14 protein-coding genes are annotated in these 16,612 nt (G+C 60.8%); 9 read left to right on the top strand and 5 right to left on the bottom strand.

Annotated features, from left to right (window positions below):
* The first annotated feature begins 74 nt into the window (after positions 1–74).
* On the top strand, positions 75–833 hold the full coding sequence (locus tag LJX92_RS06795; protein WP_078820485.1) for a collagen-like triple helix repeat-containing protein: 759 nt from the start codon (positions 75–77) through the stop codon (positions 831–833).
* Positions 834–1,292: 459 nt separating this feature from the next.
* On the opposite strand, the gene LJX92_RS06800 is transcribed toward LJX92_RS06795, so the two are convergent.
* On the bottom strand, positions 1,293–1,757 hold the full coding sequence (locus LJX92_RS06800; protein ID WP_228309479.1) for a CopD family protein: 465 nt from the start codon (positions 1,755–1,757) through the stop codon (positions 1,293–1,295).
* Between the two features lie 99 nt (positions 1,758–1,856).
* On the opposite strand from LJX92_RS06800, the gene dinG reads away from it, so the two are divergent.
* From dinG to LJX92_RS06830, 6 genes are all read left to right on the top strand, one after another.
* Positions 1,857–4,001 (top strand): ATP-dependent DNA helicase DinG, encoded by a 2,145-nt coding sequence (dinG, locus tag LJX92_RS06805; RefSeq protein WP_005785803.1) that lies wholly within the window; start codon positions 1,857–1,859, stop codon positions 3,999–4,001.
* Positions 4,002–4,089: 88 nt separating this feature from the next.
* Positions 4,090–6,387, top strand: coding sequence for a beta-galactosidase (locus LJX92_RS06810; protein ID WP_103733461.1), 2,298 nt, complete (start codon positions 4,090–4,092; stop codon positions 6,385–6,387).
* A gap of 82 nt (positions 6,388–6,469) precedes the next feature.
* On the top strand, positions 6,470–7,615 hold the full coding sequence (locus tag LJX92_RS06815; RefSeq protein ID WP_228309480.1) for a serine hydrolase domain-containing protein: 1,146 nt from the start codon (positions 6,470–6,472) through the stop codon (positions 7,613–7,615).
* Between the two features lie 142 nt (positions 7,616–7,757).
* The gene (locus LJX92_RS06820) at positions 7,758–8,903 is read left to right on the top strand and encodes an OmpA family protein (protein WP_228309481.1); all 1,146 of its coding nucleotides are present in this window, start codon (positions 7,758–7,760) and stop codon (positions 8,901–8,903) included.
* A gap of 27 nt (positions 8,904–8,930) precedes the next feature.
* On the top strand, positions 8,931–9,578 hold the full coding sequence (gene pdxH, locus LJX92_RS06825) for a pyridoxamine 5'-phosphate oxidase (RefSeq protein WP_148852411.1): 648 nt from the start codon (positions 8,931–8,933) through the stop codon (positions 9,576–9,578).
* Between the two features lie 265 nt (positions 9,579–9,843).
* Positions 9,844–10,308: a glycine zipper 2TM domain-containing protein gene (locus LJX92_RS06830; RefSeq protein WP_003189251.1), complete on the top strand. Its 465-nt coding sequence runs from the start codon at positions 9,844–9,846 to the stop codon at positions 10,306–10,308.
* 75 nt (positions 10,309–10,383) lie between these two features.
* Here the strand turns inward: LJX92_RS06830 and nhaA are convergent, their stop codons facing one another.
* Positions 10,384–11,559, bottom strand: a complete 1,176-nt coding sequence (gene nhaA / locus LJX92_RS06835; protein ID WP_005785813.1) for a Na+/H+ antiporter NhaA — start codon at positions 11,557–11,559, stop codon at positions 10,384–10,386.
* A gap of 215 nt (positions 11,560–11,774) precedes the next feature.
* Between nhaA and LJX92_RS06840 the strand changes: the two genes are divergently transcribed.
* Positions 11,775–12,869 (top strand): PLP-dependent cysteine synthase family protein, encoded by a 1,095-nt coding sequence (locus LJX92_RS06840; RefSeq protein ID WP_032877343.1) that lies wholly within the window; start codon positions 11,775–11,777, stop codon positions 12,867–12,869.
* A gap of 123 nt (positions 12,870–12,992) precedes the next feature.
* Here LJX92_RS06840 and LJX92_RS06845 read toward each other — a convergent pair whose 3' ends face one another.
* On the bottom strand, positions 12,993–14,606 hold the full coding sequence (locus tag LJX92_RS06845; RefSeq protein WP_032877342.1) for an NAD(P)/FAD-dependent oxidoreductase: 1,614 nt from the start codon (positions 14,604–14,606) through the stop codon (positions 12,993–12,995).
* Between the two features lie 106 nt (positions 14,607–14,712).
* Complete coding sequence (locus tag LJX92_RS06850) at positions 14,713–15,384, bottom strand: COG3650 family protein (protein ID WP_032877341.1); 672 nt, start codon at positions 15,382–15,384, stop codon at positions 14,713–14,715.
* 135 nt (positions 15,385–15,519) lie between these two features.
* Here LJX92_RS06850 and LJX92_RS06855 point away from each other — a divergent pair, with 135 nt between their 5' ends.
* The gene (locus tag LJX92_RS06855) at positions 15,520–15,909 is read left to right on the top strand and encodes a hypothetical protein (protein ID WP_228309482.1); all 390 of its coding nucleotides are present in this window, start codon (positions 15,520–15,522) and stop codon (positions 15,907–15,909) included.
* A gap of 33 nt (positions 15,910–15,942) precedes the next feature.
* Here the strand turns inward: LJX92_RS06855 and LJX92_RS06860 are convergent, their stop codons facing one another.
* Positions 15,943–16,542 carry a short chain dehydrogenase gene (locus LJX92_RS06860; RefSeq protein WP_078820490.1) on the bottom strand — a complete coding sequence of 200 codons (600 nt, stop codon included), beginning with the start codon at positions 16,540–16,542 and terminating at the stop codon, positions 15,943–15,945.
* Positions 16,543–16,612: the final 70 nt, after the last annotated feature.

Genomic DNA, 16,612 nt, shown 5'->3' on the forward strand with positions numbered 1-16,612 from the left:
TCACTGGCAAATCGCCGGTAGAAGTCGTTACTGTGCGCTCAAAGAAAAATTTGAAAGTACTCAGGAGCCCCATGATGCGTAAGGTTTTTCTGTTGGCCCTGTTGGTCAGCCCCATTGCCCTGGCCCAGAGCGTCAGTGTCGAAACCAACTCGTTGATGCGCCTGCCCAGCAGTACCAGCGTGTTGCAGCTTGAGCGCCTGGACGTGGCGGACTATGGCACTTTGCTGATTCCGGCCACTATCAGTCAGGTCACTGTGGATGAGTTGCACCTGGGGCGTGACGCACGCATCACCATTGTTCCCGGCGCTAGCGCGCTGCAAATGCAAGTGCGCCAGGCGCAACTGGAGCAGGGTAGCCAGATCACGTCCCGCGGCGCCCCCGGCACCCATGAAAAACCTGCCAAGGCTGGGCGTGACCTGACCTTGCGGATCAATTCCCTCACTGCTGAAGCGTTGTCGGTAGACGCCCGCGGCGGTGCCGGTGCCCAAGGGTACGCGGGCCTGGATGGCGCCAACGGCGTGGACCCAGGCTGCACCTGGGGTTCGGCCGGGCGCGGGTTTAACGGTGACAACGGCGGTGACGGCCTGCCGGGTGCGGCGGGCGCACAGGTACGCCTGGAATTGCCGCAGGACTTCCCGATTGAGCAAATCAAGGTCTGGGTGGACGGCGGTGCCGGTGGGTTGCCTGGCGTGGCGGGTAAACCTGGCAAGGGTGGGCAGTCCAAGGGCTGCCTGGTGTACCGCGCCGATGGTGGCGACAAGGGCAGGCCTGGGCTTGAAGGGCAGCCGGGGCCGGCTGGGCCTGCGGGGGCGGTGACTATTCAGCGGCTCTGAGTCGACTGTTTTGGTGCTCCCGATGGCGGCCTTAGGGCCGACCAGGATGCTGGATCAGACCGAGTACATATCCGTTATTTGGGTAACGGCTGCTATTGGTTCCGCCCTTACGGCGTGTCACTTTCGAAAAGCCGGAATGCCGGCCCAGGCGAAAGTAACCAAAGCGCTCTTGCCCCACCACTCGGCACCTCGCTCAGGCTCGGTGTGCCCGTAATCCGCCAGGTATTTGGGGGGCCGCCGCCACGCGCCATCCATGGCGCGGGGCGGCTAAACCGGCATCCCTGCCGGTTTACCCCCCCAAATCCCTGTCGAATTCCGGCCAGCGTGGTTTGACGGGGCGCTTAAGATCAAAAGCAGATCAAGATCAAGAGCGGCTCGCTTCGCATCGTGGTTACCGTTGGGTGCTGCGAACTGCAGTTGTGTAGATATCCACACCCCGATGGCGATGCAAGCCTCGCCTCAGAACATCGGCCGGGCCGAAGCAATCGCCACCACCACCAACCCTACGATCAGATTAATCCCCACCAATTTGCGAATCTGCCCCAGCGCAGCCGCGCCCGCCGGCCAGTCCTCAGCCGCCACCGCCTTGCGCAGTTCCGGGAACTTCAACGCCTGGATACGAATAAACAGCGCGGTCATCACCAGATACAACCCCATCATCACCTGCACATAGCGCGGTGCAGTTTCAAAACCGTTGAAGCGCAGTTGCAGCAAACCAACGCCGCTGATCGGCAAAATCACGACCGCGGCCCACACCCACACAAAAAAACGTTGAAACACATTTGCCCACAACTTGAGCCGGGCAGGGCCCTCAAGGGCCGCCATGGCGGCGGGTCGCAGGATCATCCAGGCGAAAAACATACCGCCGACCCAAATCAGGGCGGCCAGTACATGCAGGGTGTAAGCGAGGCTAAACGCGGTCATTGTGGTACTCCGTTCTGCGCGGGATTAATTAGCGGGGTATGATAGCGGCCGATCCGAACCACTGAAAATTTATCCAGCGTTTTTTGCGCCCGACTATCCATGATCAGCACTGAACTCAAAACCACGATCCAGGGCGCCTATTCGCGTTTTCTCGAAGCCAAGAGCTTGAAACCGCGCTACGGCCAACGCCTGATGATCGCCGAAGTGGCGAAAGTCCTCGGGGATATCGACACCGATGACGAAGGTCGCCGCGAGGGCGAACCTGCGGTCGTGGCCGTCGAGGCCGGCACCGGTACTGGCAAGACTGTGGCCTACAGCCTGGCCGCGATCCCCACCGCCAAGGCCGCCGGCAAGCGCCTGGTAATCGCCACCGCCACCGTCGCCCTGCAAGAGCAGATTGTCTACAAAGACTTGCCCGACCTGATGCGCAACAGCGGCTTGAGCTTTACCTTCGCCCTGGCCAAGGGCCGTGGCCGCTACATGTGCCTGTCCAAGCTCGACGTGTTGCTGCAGGAAGGCCATGCGCAAACCGCCACCGCGTCGCTGTTCGAAGAAGAAGGCTTCAAGATCGAGGTCGACGAGGCCAGCCAGAAGCTGTTTACCAGCATGATCGAGAAACTGGCCGGCAACAAATGGGACGGCGACCGCGACAGTTGGCCCACCGCCCTGGAAGACTCCGACTGGGCGCGCCTGACCACCGACCACAGCCAGTGCACCAATCGCCATTGCCCCAATTTCGGCCAGTGCGCCTTCTACAAGGCCCGCGAAGGCATGGGCAAGGTGGATGTCATCGTCACCAACCACGACATGGTGCTGGCCGACCTGGCACTGGGCGGCGGCGCGGTGCTGCCCGACCCACGCGACACGCTTTATGTGTTCGACGAAGGTCACCACCTGCCGGACAAAGCCATCGGCCACTTCGCCCATTACACGCGCCTGCGTTCCACTGCCGACTGGCTGGAAACCACTGCCAAGAACCTCACCAAGTTGCTGGCCCAGCATCCGCTGCCCGGCGACCTGGGCAAGCTGATCGAACAGGTGCCGGAACTGGCGCGGGAGATCAAGACCCAACAGCAATTCATGTTCAGCGCCTGCGAACAGGTTGCGGACTTCAAGCCTGGTGAAGACGTCGAGGGCCGTGAGCGCCCGCGCCACCGTTTTGTCGGCGGCATGATCCCCGAGCACATGCGCGAAATGGGCATCGAGCTGAAGAAAGGCTTTTCACGCCTGACCGACTTGTTCACCCGCCTTACGGATTTGCTCAAGGAAGGCATGGATGGCGAGGTTAATATCGGTATCGCCAGCAACCAGGCCGAGGAGTGGTACCCGCTGTTCGGCAGCCTGTTGTCCCGCTCCCAGGGCAACTGGGAGCTGTGGACCGCGTTCACCGTGGAAGATCCGGAAGACAACCCGCCCATGGCCCGTTGGCTTACCCTGTCGGAAAGCGGTGCGCTGTTTGATATCGAGGTCAACGCCAGCCCGATCCTGGCCGCTGAAATGCTGCGCCGCAACCTGTGGAACGTGGCCTACGGCTGCCTGGTAACGTCGGCCACGCTGACCGCCCTGGGCACCTTTGATCGCTTCCGTATGCGCGCCGGCCTGCCGAAAAAGGCCGTTACCGCTGTGGTACCGAGCCCGTTTCATCATGCCGATGCCGGTGTGCTGCGCGTACCGGACCTCAAGGCTGACCCTCGGGATGCGGCGGCCCACACGGCGGCGATCATTCGCGATCTGCCGTCACTGGTGGAAGGTTCGCGCGGCACCCTGGTGCTGTTCTCGTCGCGCAAACAGATGCAGGACGTGTTCGATGGCCTCGATCGCGACTGGCGCAAACAGGTGTTTATCCAGGGCAACCTGTCCAAGCAGGAAACCCTGAACAAGCACAAGGCGCGGGTCGACGGCGGTGATTCCAGCGTATTGTTCGGCCTGGCAAGTTTTGCCGAGGGCGTGGACTTGCCTGGCGCTTATTGCGAACACGTGGTGATCGCCAAGATCCCGTTCTCGGTGCCCGATGATCCGGTCGAGGCCGCACTGGCCGAATGGATCGAAGCCCGTGGCGGCAACCCGTTCATGGAAATCTCGGTGCCGGATGCCTCATTGAAGCTGGTGCAGGCCTGCGGGCGCTTGCTGCGCACCGAGCAAGACCGCGGCACCATCACCTTGCTTGACCGCCGCCTGGTCACCCAACGCTATGGCAAAGCTATCCTCAATGCGTTGCCGCCGTTCAGGCGCGAAATTTCTTAAACCCCCGTGGGCGAATTCGCCCACTTTGTGGTCTATCTCATCACTATCACCAGGCCATTCACCGGCCGTTTGGGAGAACCTTGTTCGTATGATTCGCACGCTGCCCGCTCTTTTTGCCTTGCTGTTCGCTGCGCCGTTGATGGCCGCGCCTGCCGGGCAACAAACGCTGTTCAACTTCGTCCGGCCTGCCGATGTGGTCAAGGTGGCGACTCAGGACGCCAGCCTGCCCCAATACAACGCCGAACAAACTCCCGAAGGCGAGGTGCTGCGCCGTATCACCTTCAACCCGGCGGCCGAGCCAAGCCTGGTGCTCAGCCCGCAATCCGGTGTGTGGGACTGGTCGCAATCGAGCGCCATGAGCCTGCGTATCCAGAGCGCGATGAACTGGGCACTGACCCTCTACGTCAAGGTGCAGAGCGCCGACGGCAAGACCTTGGTCAGCCGCATCGACTTGCCGGCCGGGCCTGCGCAGACCCTGCTGGTACCATTACAAGCCAACTCGCCACTGAGCCAGGGCATGAAGGCTGGTCCGCCGATGCCGATGACCGTGGATGGCCAGCGCGTATTGCTGGCCGGCAGTGCCGGCGAAATCGACCGCAGCCAGGTGGTGTCGGTGACCCTGTCGATGATCAAGCCCAATGCCGCCCAAAGCATCCTGCTGGAGCGCTTTGGCGTGCAGGACAGCGAGCCGGTAACGAAGGCCGCCTACAGCGAATTGGTCGATGCTTTTGGCCAGTCCACCCGGGCGCGCTGGCCGGAAAAGGTCAGCAGCGACGAGCAGCTCAAGGCGTCGGCTGCCAAAGAGCAGCAGCAGCTCAAAACCTGGTTGGCTGAGCGAGACAAATCCTCCCTGGACCAATACGGCGGCTGGAACAAAGGCCCGGCGTTCGATTCCAGCGGCTTTTTCCGCACAGAGAAGCGCGACGGCCGCTGGTATCTGGTGACGCCTGAAGGTCATCCGTTCTATTCACTGGGGGTCAACACCGTGGCTGCGGATAACAGCCAGACCTACGTGGCAGGGCGTGAGTGGATGTTCGCGGCGTTGCCCAAGGCCGGCGAACCCTTCGACAAGTATTACGGCAGCAGCGATAACCGCACCGGCAACGGTGCCGGCGAAGGTCGCGGCTTTGGTTCGGGGCGTTGGTATGACTTTTATGGCGCCAACCTGCAGCGCACTTACGGCGGCGAGGGTTTGGACCAGAAGCGCTGGGTGACGCACACCCTGGACCGTCTGCAAGCCTGGGGTTTCAATACCGTGGGCAACTGGAGCGACGAGGACCTGGCCACTGCCGACCGCGTGCCTTATACCCTGCCGCTGTCGATTGTGGGTGACTACGCGAGCATCAGCACCGGCACCGACTGGTGGGGCGGTATGCCCGATCCGTTCGATCCACGTTTCGCGATGGCCACCGAACGCGCCGTGGCCATCGCCGCTCGTGATCACCGCGACGATCCGTGGTTGATCGGCTTTTTTGCCGACAACGAACTGGCCTGGGCCGGTCCTGGCGACGATGCAAAATCCCGCTACGCCTTGGCTTACGGCACCCTGCGCATGACCACCGATGTTCCGGCCAAGCGCGCTTTCCTCAAGCAGCTGCGTGACAAATATCGCAACGAAGAAGGTCTGTCCAAAGCCTGGGGCATTCAACTGGCGGGTTGGGAACTGATGGAAGACCCAGGCTTCGAACCACCGATGCCCAGCCCTGAACACCCGGAAATCGAAGCTGACTTCAAGTACTTCCAGAAGACCTTCGCCGACGCTTACTTCAAGACCATTTCCGACTCGCTGAAGTGGCACGCGCCGAATCAACTGTTGCTGGGCGGCCGTTTTGCCGTGAGCACCCCGGAAGCAGTGGCGTCGTGCGCGCAGTATTGCGATGTGTTGAGCTTCAACATGTACACCCTAAAACCCCAGGACGGTTATGACTTCGCCGCCCTGCGTGCGTTGGACAAACCGGTGTTGATCACCGAATTCAACTTCGGCTCGGCCGACCGTGGCCCGTTCTGGGGCGGCGTGACGCAATTGGCCCGCGAAGAAGATCGCGGTACGGCGTACGCCACGTTCCTCAAGCAGGCCATGGCCGAGCCGTCGATTGTTGGCGTGCACTGGTTCCAGTACCTGGACCAGCCGGTCACCGGGCGTCTGCTGGATGGCGAAAATGGCCATTTCGGCCTTGTCGGCATCACCGATGTACCTTTCCAGGGCTTCGTTGACAGTGTGCGCAAGAGCAACCTTGCGGCGGTCGACCAGTTGGGCCGTGAGGCGCAAAAAGCCAAGGCGACCCGCACGGCGCGTGAAAGTGAAGGCGCCAGGCAGGGGCAGGGCGGCAAAGGCGCAGGGCAGGGCGCTGGACATGCCGGTGGGCACTCCGGCAACGGTCATTGATTCGTCGTTGACGGGTTCACAAAACCCACAATGGCTGAAAGAATGGCGGCCACTTTTCATGGTGCTTTGCGAGGGGAATCAGGTGCAGATTCAGGGTCATTACGAGCTGCAGTTCGAAGCGGTACGCGAAGCCTTTGCCGCATTGTTCGATGATCCCCAGGAGCGTGGTGCCGGGCTGTGCATCCAGATAGGCGGGCAAACCGTCGTCGATCTGTGGGCCGGTACTGCCGACAAGGACGGAGCCGAAGCCTGGCACAGTGATACCATCGTCAACCTGTTCTCCTGCACCAAGACCTTCACGGCTGTCACTGCCTTGCAACTGGTGGCCGAGGGCAAGCTCAAGCTTGATGCACCGGTGGCTGACTACTGGCCGGAATTCGCGGCGGCGGGCAAGGAGGCGATCACATTGCGCCAGTTGCTCTGCCACCAGGCCGGGCTGCCGGCCATCCGCGAAATGCTGCCTACCGAAGCCCTGTATGACTGGCAACTGATGGTCGACACCCTGGCGGCCGAGGCGCCGTGGTGGACACCAGGCGAGGGTCATGGCTACGAGGCGATTACCTACGGCTGGCTGGTCGGCGAACTGTTGCGCCGCGCCGATGGGCGCGGGCCGGGTGAGTCGATCGTGGCACGGGTCGCACGGCCGCTGGGGCTGGACTTCCACGTTGGCCTGGCGGATGCAGAGTTTTATCGGGTGGCCCATATAGCGCGCAGCAAGGGCAATATGGGGGATGAGGCCGCGCAACGGTTACTTCAAGTAATGATGCGCGAACCGGCGGCGATGACCACACGGGCATTTGCCAATCCACCGTCTATTCTGACCAGTACTAATAAGCCCGAATGGCGACGCATGCAGCAGCCCGCGGCAAATGGTCACGGTAATGCGCGCAGCCTGGCCGGGTTTTATAGCGGTTTGTTGGACGGTAGTTTGCTGGAAAGCGACATGCTCGAACAATTGACCCGTGAACACAGTATTGGGCCGGATAAAACCTTATTGACCCAAACCCGTTTCGGCCTGGGCTGCATGTTGGATCAACCGCAGCTGCCCAATGCCACGTTCGGCCTCGGGCCACGTGCTTTCGGGCATCCCGGCGCAGGGGGCTCAGTGGGTTTTGCCGACCCTGAACATGATGTAGCGTTCGGTTTTGTGACTAATACCCTGGGCCCTTACGTACTTATGGACCCGCGTGCGCAGAAGTTGGTCGGAATATTGGCCGGTTGTCTATAAACCCCTTGCTGTTTCACAATTTTTTGTTACAAAGGCAAGTATAAAAAGATGCTGAACGACATGTTGTAACTTGAATGTTCTTTAAGCGTCTGTTTAACGGGTCATCAGGCCCCCTGGTTTTTTCTCATTTTGTGGATATCTCATGTTATCGAACAAGTCCTTGGCACTGGCGCTATGCCTCACTATTACAGGTTGCGCACAAACTCCACAAAATGATGCCGAAGGTGGGCATTGGTGGTCATTTGGATCGGACAAGCCTGCGACCAAGGACGCAGTGACCCAAACCGACGCCAAGCCGGATGCCAAACCAGCTGCTGGCGCCAAGCCTGTTGAACCTGTCGCCGCTGCTGCTGCACCTGCTTCGCCCGCCAAGGCTGATACCGGCTACAGCTGGTGGCCGTTCTCCACCAAGAGTGCCGAAGAAAAAGCCGCCGATGCCAAGGCCGACCTGAAAGCCGACCTGAAGGCCGCAACCCCGACTTCCGACGCGGCACCTGTCGTCGCCAAGACCGACGCCGAACCCCGCTGGTGGTGGCCGTTCGAAAGCAAGCCAAAGCCGTTGGCCAAGGTCGACGTGACCAATGTGCCAATGCCTGACCCGAAAATCACCCAAGCCTGGCTGGACGACTACGAGCCACGCCTGCGCGAGGCCATCAAGGGCAGTTCGCTGCAACTGGAGCGTCGCGACAACGTGCTGGTCGTGATTGCCCCGGTAGACGGTTCCTACAACCCGAAGCGTCCGGCGATGCTGCTGCCGGTGACTTTGGGCCCGTTCACTCGTGTGGCCAAGGCCGTTGAGGCTGATCCCAAGACCGCCGTACTGGTTCTGGGCCACGTCGATGCCACCGGCAGCGCTCCTGCGAGCCAGGCGTTGAGCAAGGAGCGTGCGCAGTCGATTGCTTCGATCTTCAGCCTCAGTGGTTTGAAGCAGGACCGCTTGATGCTGCGTGGCATGGGCGACCTTATGCCGCGTGCCGCCAACGACAGCAACCAGGGGCGTGCGCTGAATCGTCGCATGGAAATCATGTTCACTCAGCGTACAACGATGCTTGCACTGCTGAGCCAGTACAATTCGGGCAAGACGCCACCGGTTGCTGAAATGGTTGCCGTGCAGAATGCTCCAGCCCCGGCACCAGCGGCAAAAGCACCAGCCAAGAAGGCTCCGGCCAAGAAAGCGGCCGCCAAGCCAGCGGCTAAAAAGGCCGCGGCCAAACCTGCTGCGAAGAAGCCGGCTGCAACCAAAGCCAAGGCTGCTGCACCCGCTTCGAACGACCAGGCGAAAAACTGAGCCGTTGAACCATAAGGATAAAGCCGCATGACCCAGGCACTGGCTGATATGCGCCGTGACTACACACGGGACGGTTTGAGCGAGGCCCAGGCCCCCGGCGAGCCGTTTGCGTTGTTCCACCAATGGTTTGGCGACGCGGTGAAAACCGAACAGCCGCCGGTGGAGGCCAATGCCATGACCCTGGCGACGGTCGACCAGGACGGTCGCCCGCACTGTCGCATCCTGTTGCTCAAGGGCCTGGATGCACAGGGCTTTACCTTCTTCACCAACTACCAGAGCGCCAAGGGTGAGCAACTTGCGGCGCGGCCGTTTGCGGCCATGACGTTCTTCTGGCCGACCCTGGAACGCCAGGTGCGTATTGAAGGGCGCGTGGTCAAGGTCACCCCTGAAGAGTCGGATGCCTATTACCAGATGCGCCCGTTGGGCAGCCGCCTCGGCGCCTGGGCATCCCCGCAGAGCAGGGTCATTCGTGACCGTGAAGAGCTGCACGATCTGCTCAAGGCCACCGAACAGCGTTTCAGCGATACCCAGCCCGATTGCCCCGAGCATTGGGGTGGGTACCGTTTGCTGCCCGAGCGCATCGAGTTCTGGCAGGGCCGCGCCAGCCGCCTGCATGATCGTCTCAACTATCGTGTACAAGACGCTCAATGGATCCGCGAGCGTCTGGCGCCCTGAGCGTCACCTTTCGTCATTGCGCCTGAATCATGCCCATTGCGCCGACGTCTCTATTCAGGAGACTTCGGCGCTTTTGATTGTGCGGCTACAATGATCAAGCAGCGGATGGCACCGTTGCGTCCCCCCAGCCAGGCTACCGTTCGTCGTGTTTTCTGGTGCTGGCAGTCTGTACTCAGGCTGAATGAAAGCAATTTTCTGCCCGGCTTGCCGTGACAGGCGCCAAGCCACAGCGTTTAATGAATACCTGTCCTTTGGAGTTGATGCTATGCGTAAGTCCGTTTTACTAGTTGCCTGCTTTACCACCCTGTCATTGCTGTTGGGTGGCTGCGCCTCGAGTCTGACCGGCGACTCGTACTCCCGTGATGAGGCGCGTCGCGTTCAGACCGTGCGCATGGGTACCATCGAATCCCTGCGTCCGGTGAAAATCGAAGGCACCAAGACCCCAATCGGCGGCGCTGCTGGCGCAGTCATCGGTGGTGTTGGCGGCAGCGCCATCGGTGGCGGCCGTGGCAGCATCGTCACCGCTGTAATCGGCGCGGTCGCGGGCGGCCTGCTGGGCTCGGCCACCGAAGAAGGCCTGACCCGCACCCAGGGCGTGGAAATCACCGTGCGCGAAGACGACGGCAGCATGCGCGCCTACGTACAAGCCGTGCAGGAAAATGAAATCTTCCGCATCGGTGACCGCGTACGCATCATGACCGTTGACGGTACCAGCCGCGTTACTCGCTAAGCGGTAAGTAATCGGGCAAAGAAAACCCCAACCGGGTGACCGGTTGGGGTTTTTTTATGCTGCTTTCCCAGGGGCTCAGGCTTTTTTGCGACTCGCCATCGCCGTCACCGCATACCCGATAAAGGCTGCCAGGATCGATCCGGTCAGAATCCCCATGCGGTCTTCACCGGCAAACTCGCTGGCACCCGGCACAAACGCCAGGGAGCCGACAAACAGGCTCATGGTGAAGCCGATACCGCACAGAACAGCCACGCCAAGAACCTGACCCCAGTTGGCGCCGCTGGGCAGGGACGCGATACCCGTCTTGATCGCCAGCCAAGTGAGGCCGAACACACCGATGGTCTTGCCGATCAACAGGCCGGCGGCGATGCCCATGGGCACGGAATGGGTGAAGCTCTCCAGGCTCACGCCGGTGAGGGAAACCCCGGCATTGGCGAACGCGAACAACGGCAGGATGGCGTAGGCCACCCACGGGTGCAGGGCGTGCTCCAGGGTCAGCAGCGGTGAGGTTTCGGCATTCCGGGTGCGCAGTGGAATGCAGAATGCCAGGGTCACACCGGCCAGTGTGGCATGCACACCGCTCTTGAGTACGCACACCCACAGGATCAGGCCGATGATCAGGTAAGGCCCAAGCTTGATCACGCCCAGGCGATTCATCGCAATCAAGGCAATCAAGCAAGCCCCCGCGCCCGCCAGGGACGCGCCGGACAAGTCAGCGGAATAGAACAGCGCGATGACGATGATGGCGCCGAGGTCATCAATGATTGCCAGGGTCATCAGGAACAACTTCAGCGACACCGGTACGCGCTTGCCCAGCAGTGCCAGCACGCCCAGAGCGAACGCGATATCCGTGGCCATCGGGATCGCCCAGCCGGCGAGGGCGGCCGGGTTGTCCTTGTTCAGCGCCCAGTAGATCAGCGCAGGCACCACCATGCCGCCGATGGCCGCTGCGCCGGGCAGCACAACCTGGGAAGGCTTGGAGAGGTGACCATCGAGCAGTTCGCGTTTGACCTCCAGGCCGATCAGCAGGAAAAACAGAGCCATCAGGCCGTCGTTTATCCACAGCAGTGCCGGCTTGGCGATTTTCAACGCGCCGACCTGGGCAACCACAGGTGTATCGAGAAACGCGTTGTACAGGTGCGACAACGGTGAGTTGTTGATGATCAGCGCCAAAGCGGCAGCGGCGATCAACAACAGACCACTGGCGGCTTCCAGCTGGAAGAAACGAGTAAAAGTGCTACGCAGAGGCAAGGGATGCTCTCCATTTGAGGTTCAATAGGTGGGTACCCTAACCCGTACAGTTAGTTGTTAAAACAAAAGTTATATTCTTATTTGTTATAAGAGATGAGTCGGGTTGTAGATGCGTAAAAGACTAGCAGTTGTGTGTCAAATTGAGTCGGTACTGTATCTGTGTGAGGTGTACGAAACATCTTAAGATTCAGGCTGAAAACCTTAGAGAGTCCACCATGAGCGACCACCGTACCTGGGCCCGCGAAGCCATTCGCATCATTGAAGCGGACTTCCAGCGGAGCGCCGACACCCACCTGATCCCGTTGCCGTTACCTGGGTTGCCCGGCATCGAGTTGTACTTCAAGGACGAATCCAGCCACCCCACAGGCAGCCTGAAACACCGGCTGGCTCGCTCGCTGTTTTTGTACGCGCTGTGCAATGGATGGCTCAAGCCGGGCGCCCCGGTGATCGAAGCGTCCAGCGGTTCCACAGCCATCTCTGAAGCCTACTTCGCTCGCCTGTTGGGGTTGCCGTTCATTGCCGTCATGCCGGCCACCACCTCCCAGGAAAAGATCGCCCAGATCGCCTTTTACGGTGGCAAGAGCCATCTGGTTCAGGACCCGACGCAGATCTACGCCGAATCCGAACGCCTGGCCCAGGAAAGTGGTGGTCACTTCATGGACCAGTTCACCTACGCCGAGCGTGCTACCGACTGGCGCGCAAACAACAACATTGCCGAATCGATCTTCCAGCAGATGCGCTTCGAGCAGCACCCGGAGCCCAGTTGGTTGATTTCCAGCCCCGGCACTGGCGGCACCACCGCGACACTGGGCCGCTACGTACGTTATCGCCAGCATTGCACCCGCGTGCTGTGTGCCGATGCCGAGCGCTCGGTGTTTTTCGACTTCTACCAGAGCGGCGACGCCAGCCTGCGCCTGGAGTGTGGTTCGCGAATCGAAGGGATTGGTCGCCCGCGTGTCGAGGCGTCGTTTCTGCCGGCGGTGATTGATGCGATGGTCAAGGTGCCAGACGCCTTGTCATTGGCGGCCATGCATTACCTGGCTGGGCGTTTGGGACGACGGGTCGGCGGTTCCAGCGGGACCAACCTGATCGGCGCGTTGGTAGCAGCGCACCAGATGAAAGCGGCGGGAGAATCGGGCTCGATCGTAGCGATCTTGTGTGATGGCGGCGAGCGTTATGCCACGACCTATTACGATCAGGCGTGGTTGGCGGGGCAGGGGTATGAGTTGGAGAGCTTGATCGCGGCGGTGGCTGCGAGTGTCGAGCAGGGCGAGTCGCTGCCCGAAACGATCCTGCGCGCCAATATCTGACCCGGCGCAAATCAAAATGTGGGAGGGGGCTTGCTCCCGATTGCGGTGTGTCAGTCAAAAATACTGTGACTGAACCACTGCTATCGGGAGCAAGCCCCTCCCACATTTTTCACTACAGTGTTCTCAGGCTTCGATGCCCAACATATCCCGCGCCAACGCCTCGGCAATCCGAATCCCGTCGACACCTGCCGACAGAATCCCACCGGCGTAACCCGCGCCTTCCCCGGCCGGGAACAGGCCTTTGACGTTTAGGCTCTGCATCGACTCATCGCGGGTAATGCGCAAGGGTGACGAAGTGCGAGTCTCGATGCCGGTCAACACTGCATCGTGCAGCGAATAGCCTTTGATCTGCTTTTCGAACGCCGGCAACGCTTCGCGGATGGCTTCGATGGCGAAGTCCGGCAAGGCCAGGGCCAGGTCGCCCAGGGACACGCCGGGCTTGTAGGACGGCTCCACACTGCCGATGGCAGTGGACGGTTTGCCGGCGATAAAGTCCCCCACCAGTTGCGCCGGTGCCTCGTAGTTGCTGCCGCCGAGGATATAGGCGTGGGACTCCAGGCGCTCCTGCAACTCGATACCGGCCAGCGGGCCGCCCGGGTAATCCACCTCGGGGGTGATGCCGACCACGATGCCGGAGTTGGCGTTGCGTTCATTACGCGAATACTGACTCATGCCGTTTGTCACGACGCGGTTCGGTTCTGAGGTCGCAGCCACCACGGTACCGCCAGGGCACATGCAGAAACTGTAGACCGAGCGACCATTCTTGGCGTGGTGCACCAGCTTGTAGTCCGCTGCGCCCAGTTTCGGATGGCCTGCGTATTTGCCCAGGCGTGCGGCGTCGATCAGCGACTGTGGGTGTTCGATACGGAAGCCCACCGAGAACGGCTTGGCCTCCATGTACACGCCGCGATCATGGAGCATACGGAAGGTGTCACGGGCGCTGTGGCCCAGGGCAAGAATCACGTGCCTGGAAAGGATCTGCTCGCCGCCGTCGATGACCACGCCGTTCAACTGTCCGTCTTCGATCAACACATCCGTGACCCGTTGTTCAAAGCGCACTTCACCGCCCAGGGCGATGATTTGCTCGCGCATGTTCTCTACCACGCCGGTCAGGCGGAAAGTGCCGATATGCGGCTTGCTGACATAGAGGATCTCTTCCGGTGCACCGGCCTTGACGAACTCGTGCAGCACTTTGCGGCCGTGGAATTTCGGGTCCTTGATCTGGCTGTACAGCTTGCCGTCGGAGAAGGTCCCGGCACCGCCTTCACCGAACTGCACGTTGGACTCGGGGTTGAGCACGCTTTTACGCCACAGGCCCCAGGTGTCCTTGGTGCGTTGGCGCACTTCCTTGCCGCGTTCGAGGATGATCGGCTTGAAGCCCATCTGCGCCAGCAGAAGCCCGGCGAAGATCCCGCAGGGGCCAAAACCCACCACGATCGGCCGTTCAACCAAGCCTGCCGGCGCCTGGCCCACGACCTTGTAGCTGACATCCGGCGCGGGATTGACGTTGCGGTCATCGGCAAACTTGAGCAGCAGGGCGGCTTCGCCCTTGACGTTCAGGTCGACGGTGTAGATGAAGCACAGCTCCGACGACTTTTTACGGGCGTCGTAGCTGCGTTTGAACAGGGTGAAATCGAGCAGGTCATCACTGGCGATGCCCAGGCGCTGCACGATGGCAGGCCGCAGGTCTTCTTCGGGATGGTCGATGGGCAGCTTGAGTTCGGTGATTCGTAACATGACAGGATCCGGTAGGCGGCGGGCAAGGAGGCCGGCTGTTTTGCAAACCGGCGATTATAAGCCCCAAAGGTGGTTTTCCGTCAGGTTAAAACAGCCCAAGGCACAATCAGTCGTCCCGGGAGCCGCCAAACGCCGCGCAGCCACGCTGCACCTGGCCGTTCACCCGCAACTCGGCGCTCATGTGTTGCAGGCTGCCGCTCACGCTGTCGACGCAGCGCTGGGGCGCCACCCACAGTTCGATGTGCTGGTTATTGGCTTCGGTCATCAGGTTGAAGCGCCCATCGCCCAGTTGTTCTTCGACGTAGGGCACCGCCAGCGGTGGCTGGCCTTCGCGTTCCAGCACCATGCCCTTGGCTGTGACATTCATTGCCCAGGCCGGCTTATGGCCGTTGGCGCGCAGGATCATGCGCTTGAAGTCCGGATCGTCGCAGGCTGAGGTCGAGCGCTCTACGCGATAGAGTTGTTGCAGGTCGAGCGAACCCTGGGTGCCGCTGGCAACCCCGGAAAACTTGCCGCGCAGGTCGGCAAACAACGCGCCTTGCTGGCCGGCCAGGGACGCGGCTTCCTGCAGGATGCTGGTGCCGCCGGTGTCGTTGACCACATAGTTGCGTTTGTCGCCGCACGGTTGGAACAACAATTTGCCCTCCACAGCGGTCAACTCACCCTGCATACGGGTCAGCCCGGCAGTAGACGGTTTGGCCGGCTCGCTCTCGAACATCTGGCAAGCGGTGAACAGGGGCAGCAGGGCAAACAGTGCAAGAGTACGGGCGGCGCGCATTGATCGGGTCTCCAAAACAAGTGCCGCCACGTTACGCAGCCTCGCGTCGCACCACAAGTCTGTAAACAGCTCGAAACCAATACCTGCGGCATACGTCAGCCTTTAAGCCTTTACTGATGCAAGGACGGGGGCGGTATGCAAGGGTTGATGACTTTGCCTGGGAGCGTTGCGATGACAAATAAATGGAGCGCATATGGACTGCTGTTTGCCAGCGTTTCGGTGTTTGCTGAGGACGCCGCGAGGTTGGAGTATTCGTCGGCTAATGACTTCACCGAGATCTCGCTTGAACTCAAGAGTATCCACAATCTGAATGCGGATACCGTATCGGCCAGCATTACGTTAAGCGAAGAGGCCAAGGCGCGTACCACAGCCATTACCACGCTGACCTTCGGAAAGCAGATGACGCTTTATATCGATGGTCGCCGTTTATACACCAGCCACGTTCAAGGGATTATGGGGGGCAGCTTAAGAGTAGCCGTGCCCAAAGACTTGGCTGCGGAATGGGCAACTCGGTACCTGCACTAAAGGTGGCAGGTACCGAGAACCTTCTTTGGCAGGTCAGCCCACGATAAAGGTCTGCCCTGTCTGCAAGCCCTCGACACTCTTCGAGTAGGCCAACGCCACATCTGCACCAGGCACCGGTTTGTACCCACGAAAGTATGGAGCGTAGCTGCCCATGGCTTCCAGCAGCACTGTCGGGCTCACCGAATTGACACGCAAGCCCCGTGGCAACTCGATCGCCGCGGCTTTGACAAAGGCATCCAGCGCGCCGTTGACCAGCGCGGCCGAGGCACCGGTACGGATCGGGTCGCGGTTGAGAATGCCGCTGGTGAACGTAAACGAGGCACCGTCATTGGCGTATTCGCGTCCGATCAGCAGCAGGTTGACCTGGCCCATCAGCTTGTCACGCAGGCCCAGTTCGAAATCGCTGTCGCTCATCTCTCCCAGTGCCACGAAGTTCACACTGCCTGCGGCGCAGATCAGAGCGTCGAACTTGCCGGTCTGCTCGAACAGCCTGCGTATCGAGGCGCTATCGCTGATGTCCACCTGGAAGTCGCCACTGGTACGGCCGATGCTGATCACTTCGTGGCGTTGCGCCAACTCTGCCTTGACCGCTGAACCTATGGTGCCGCTGGCACCAATCAATAGGATTTTCATCGTGCTGTTCCTCCAGGGGGTTAACTGAAGGTCCAGTCTAGTGTGGCTTTTCAGGCGAATAAACGCGCTA

It is taken from the genome of Pseudomonas sp. HN8-3 (assembly GCF_020790195.1).
Taxonomy (GTDB): Bacteria; Pseudomonadota; Gammaproteobacteria; order Pseudomonadales; family Pseudomonadaceae; genus Aquipseudomonas; species Aquipseudomonas synxantha_A.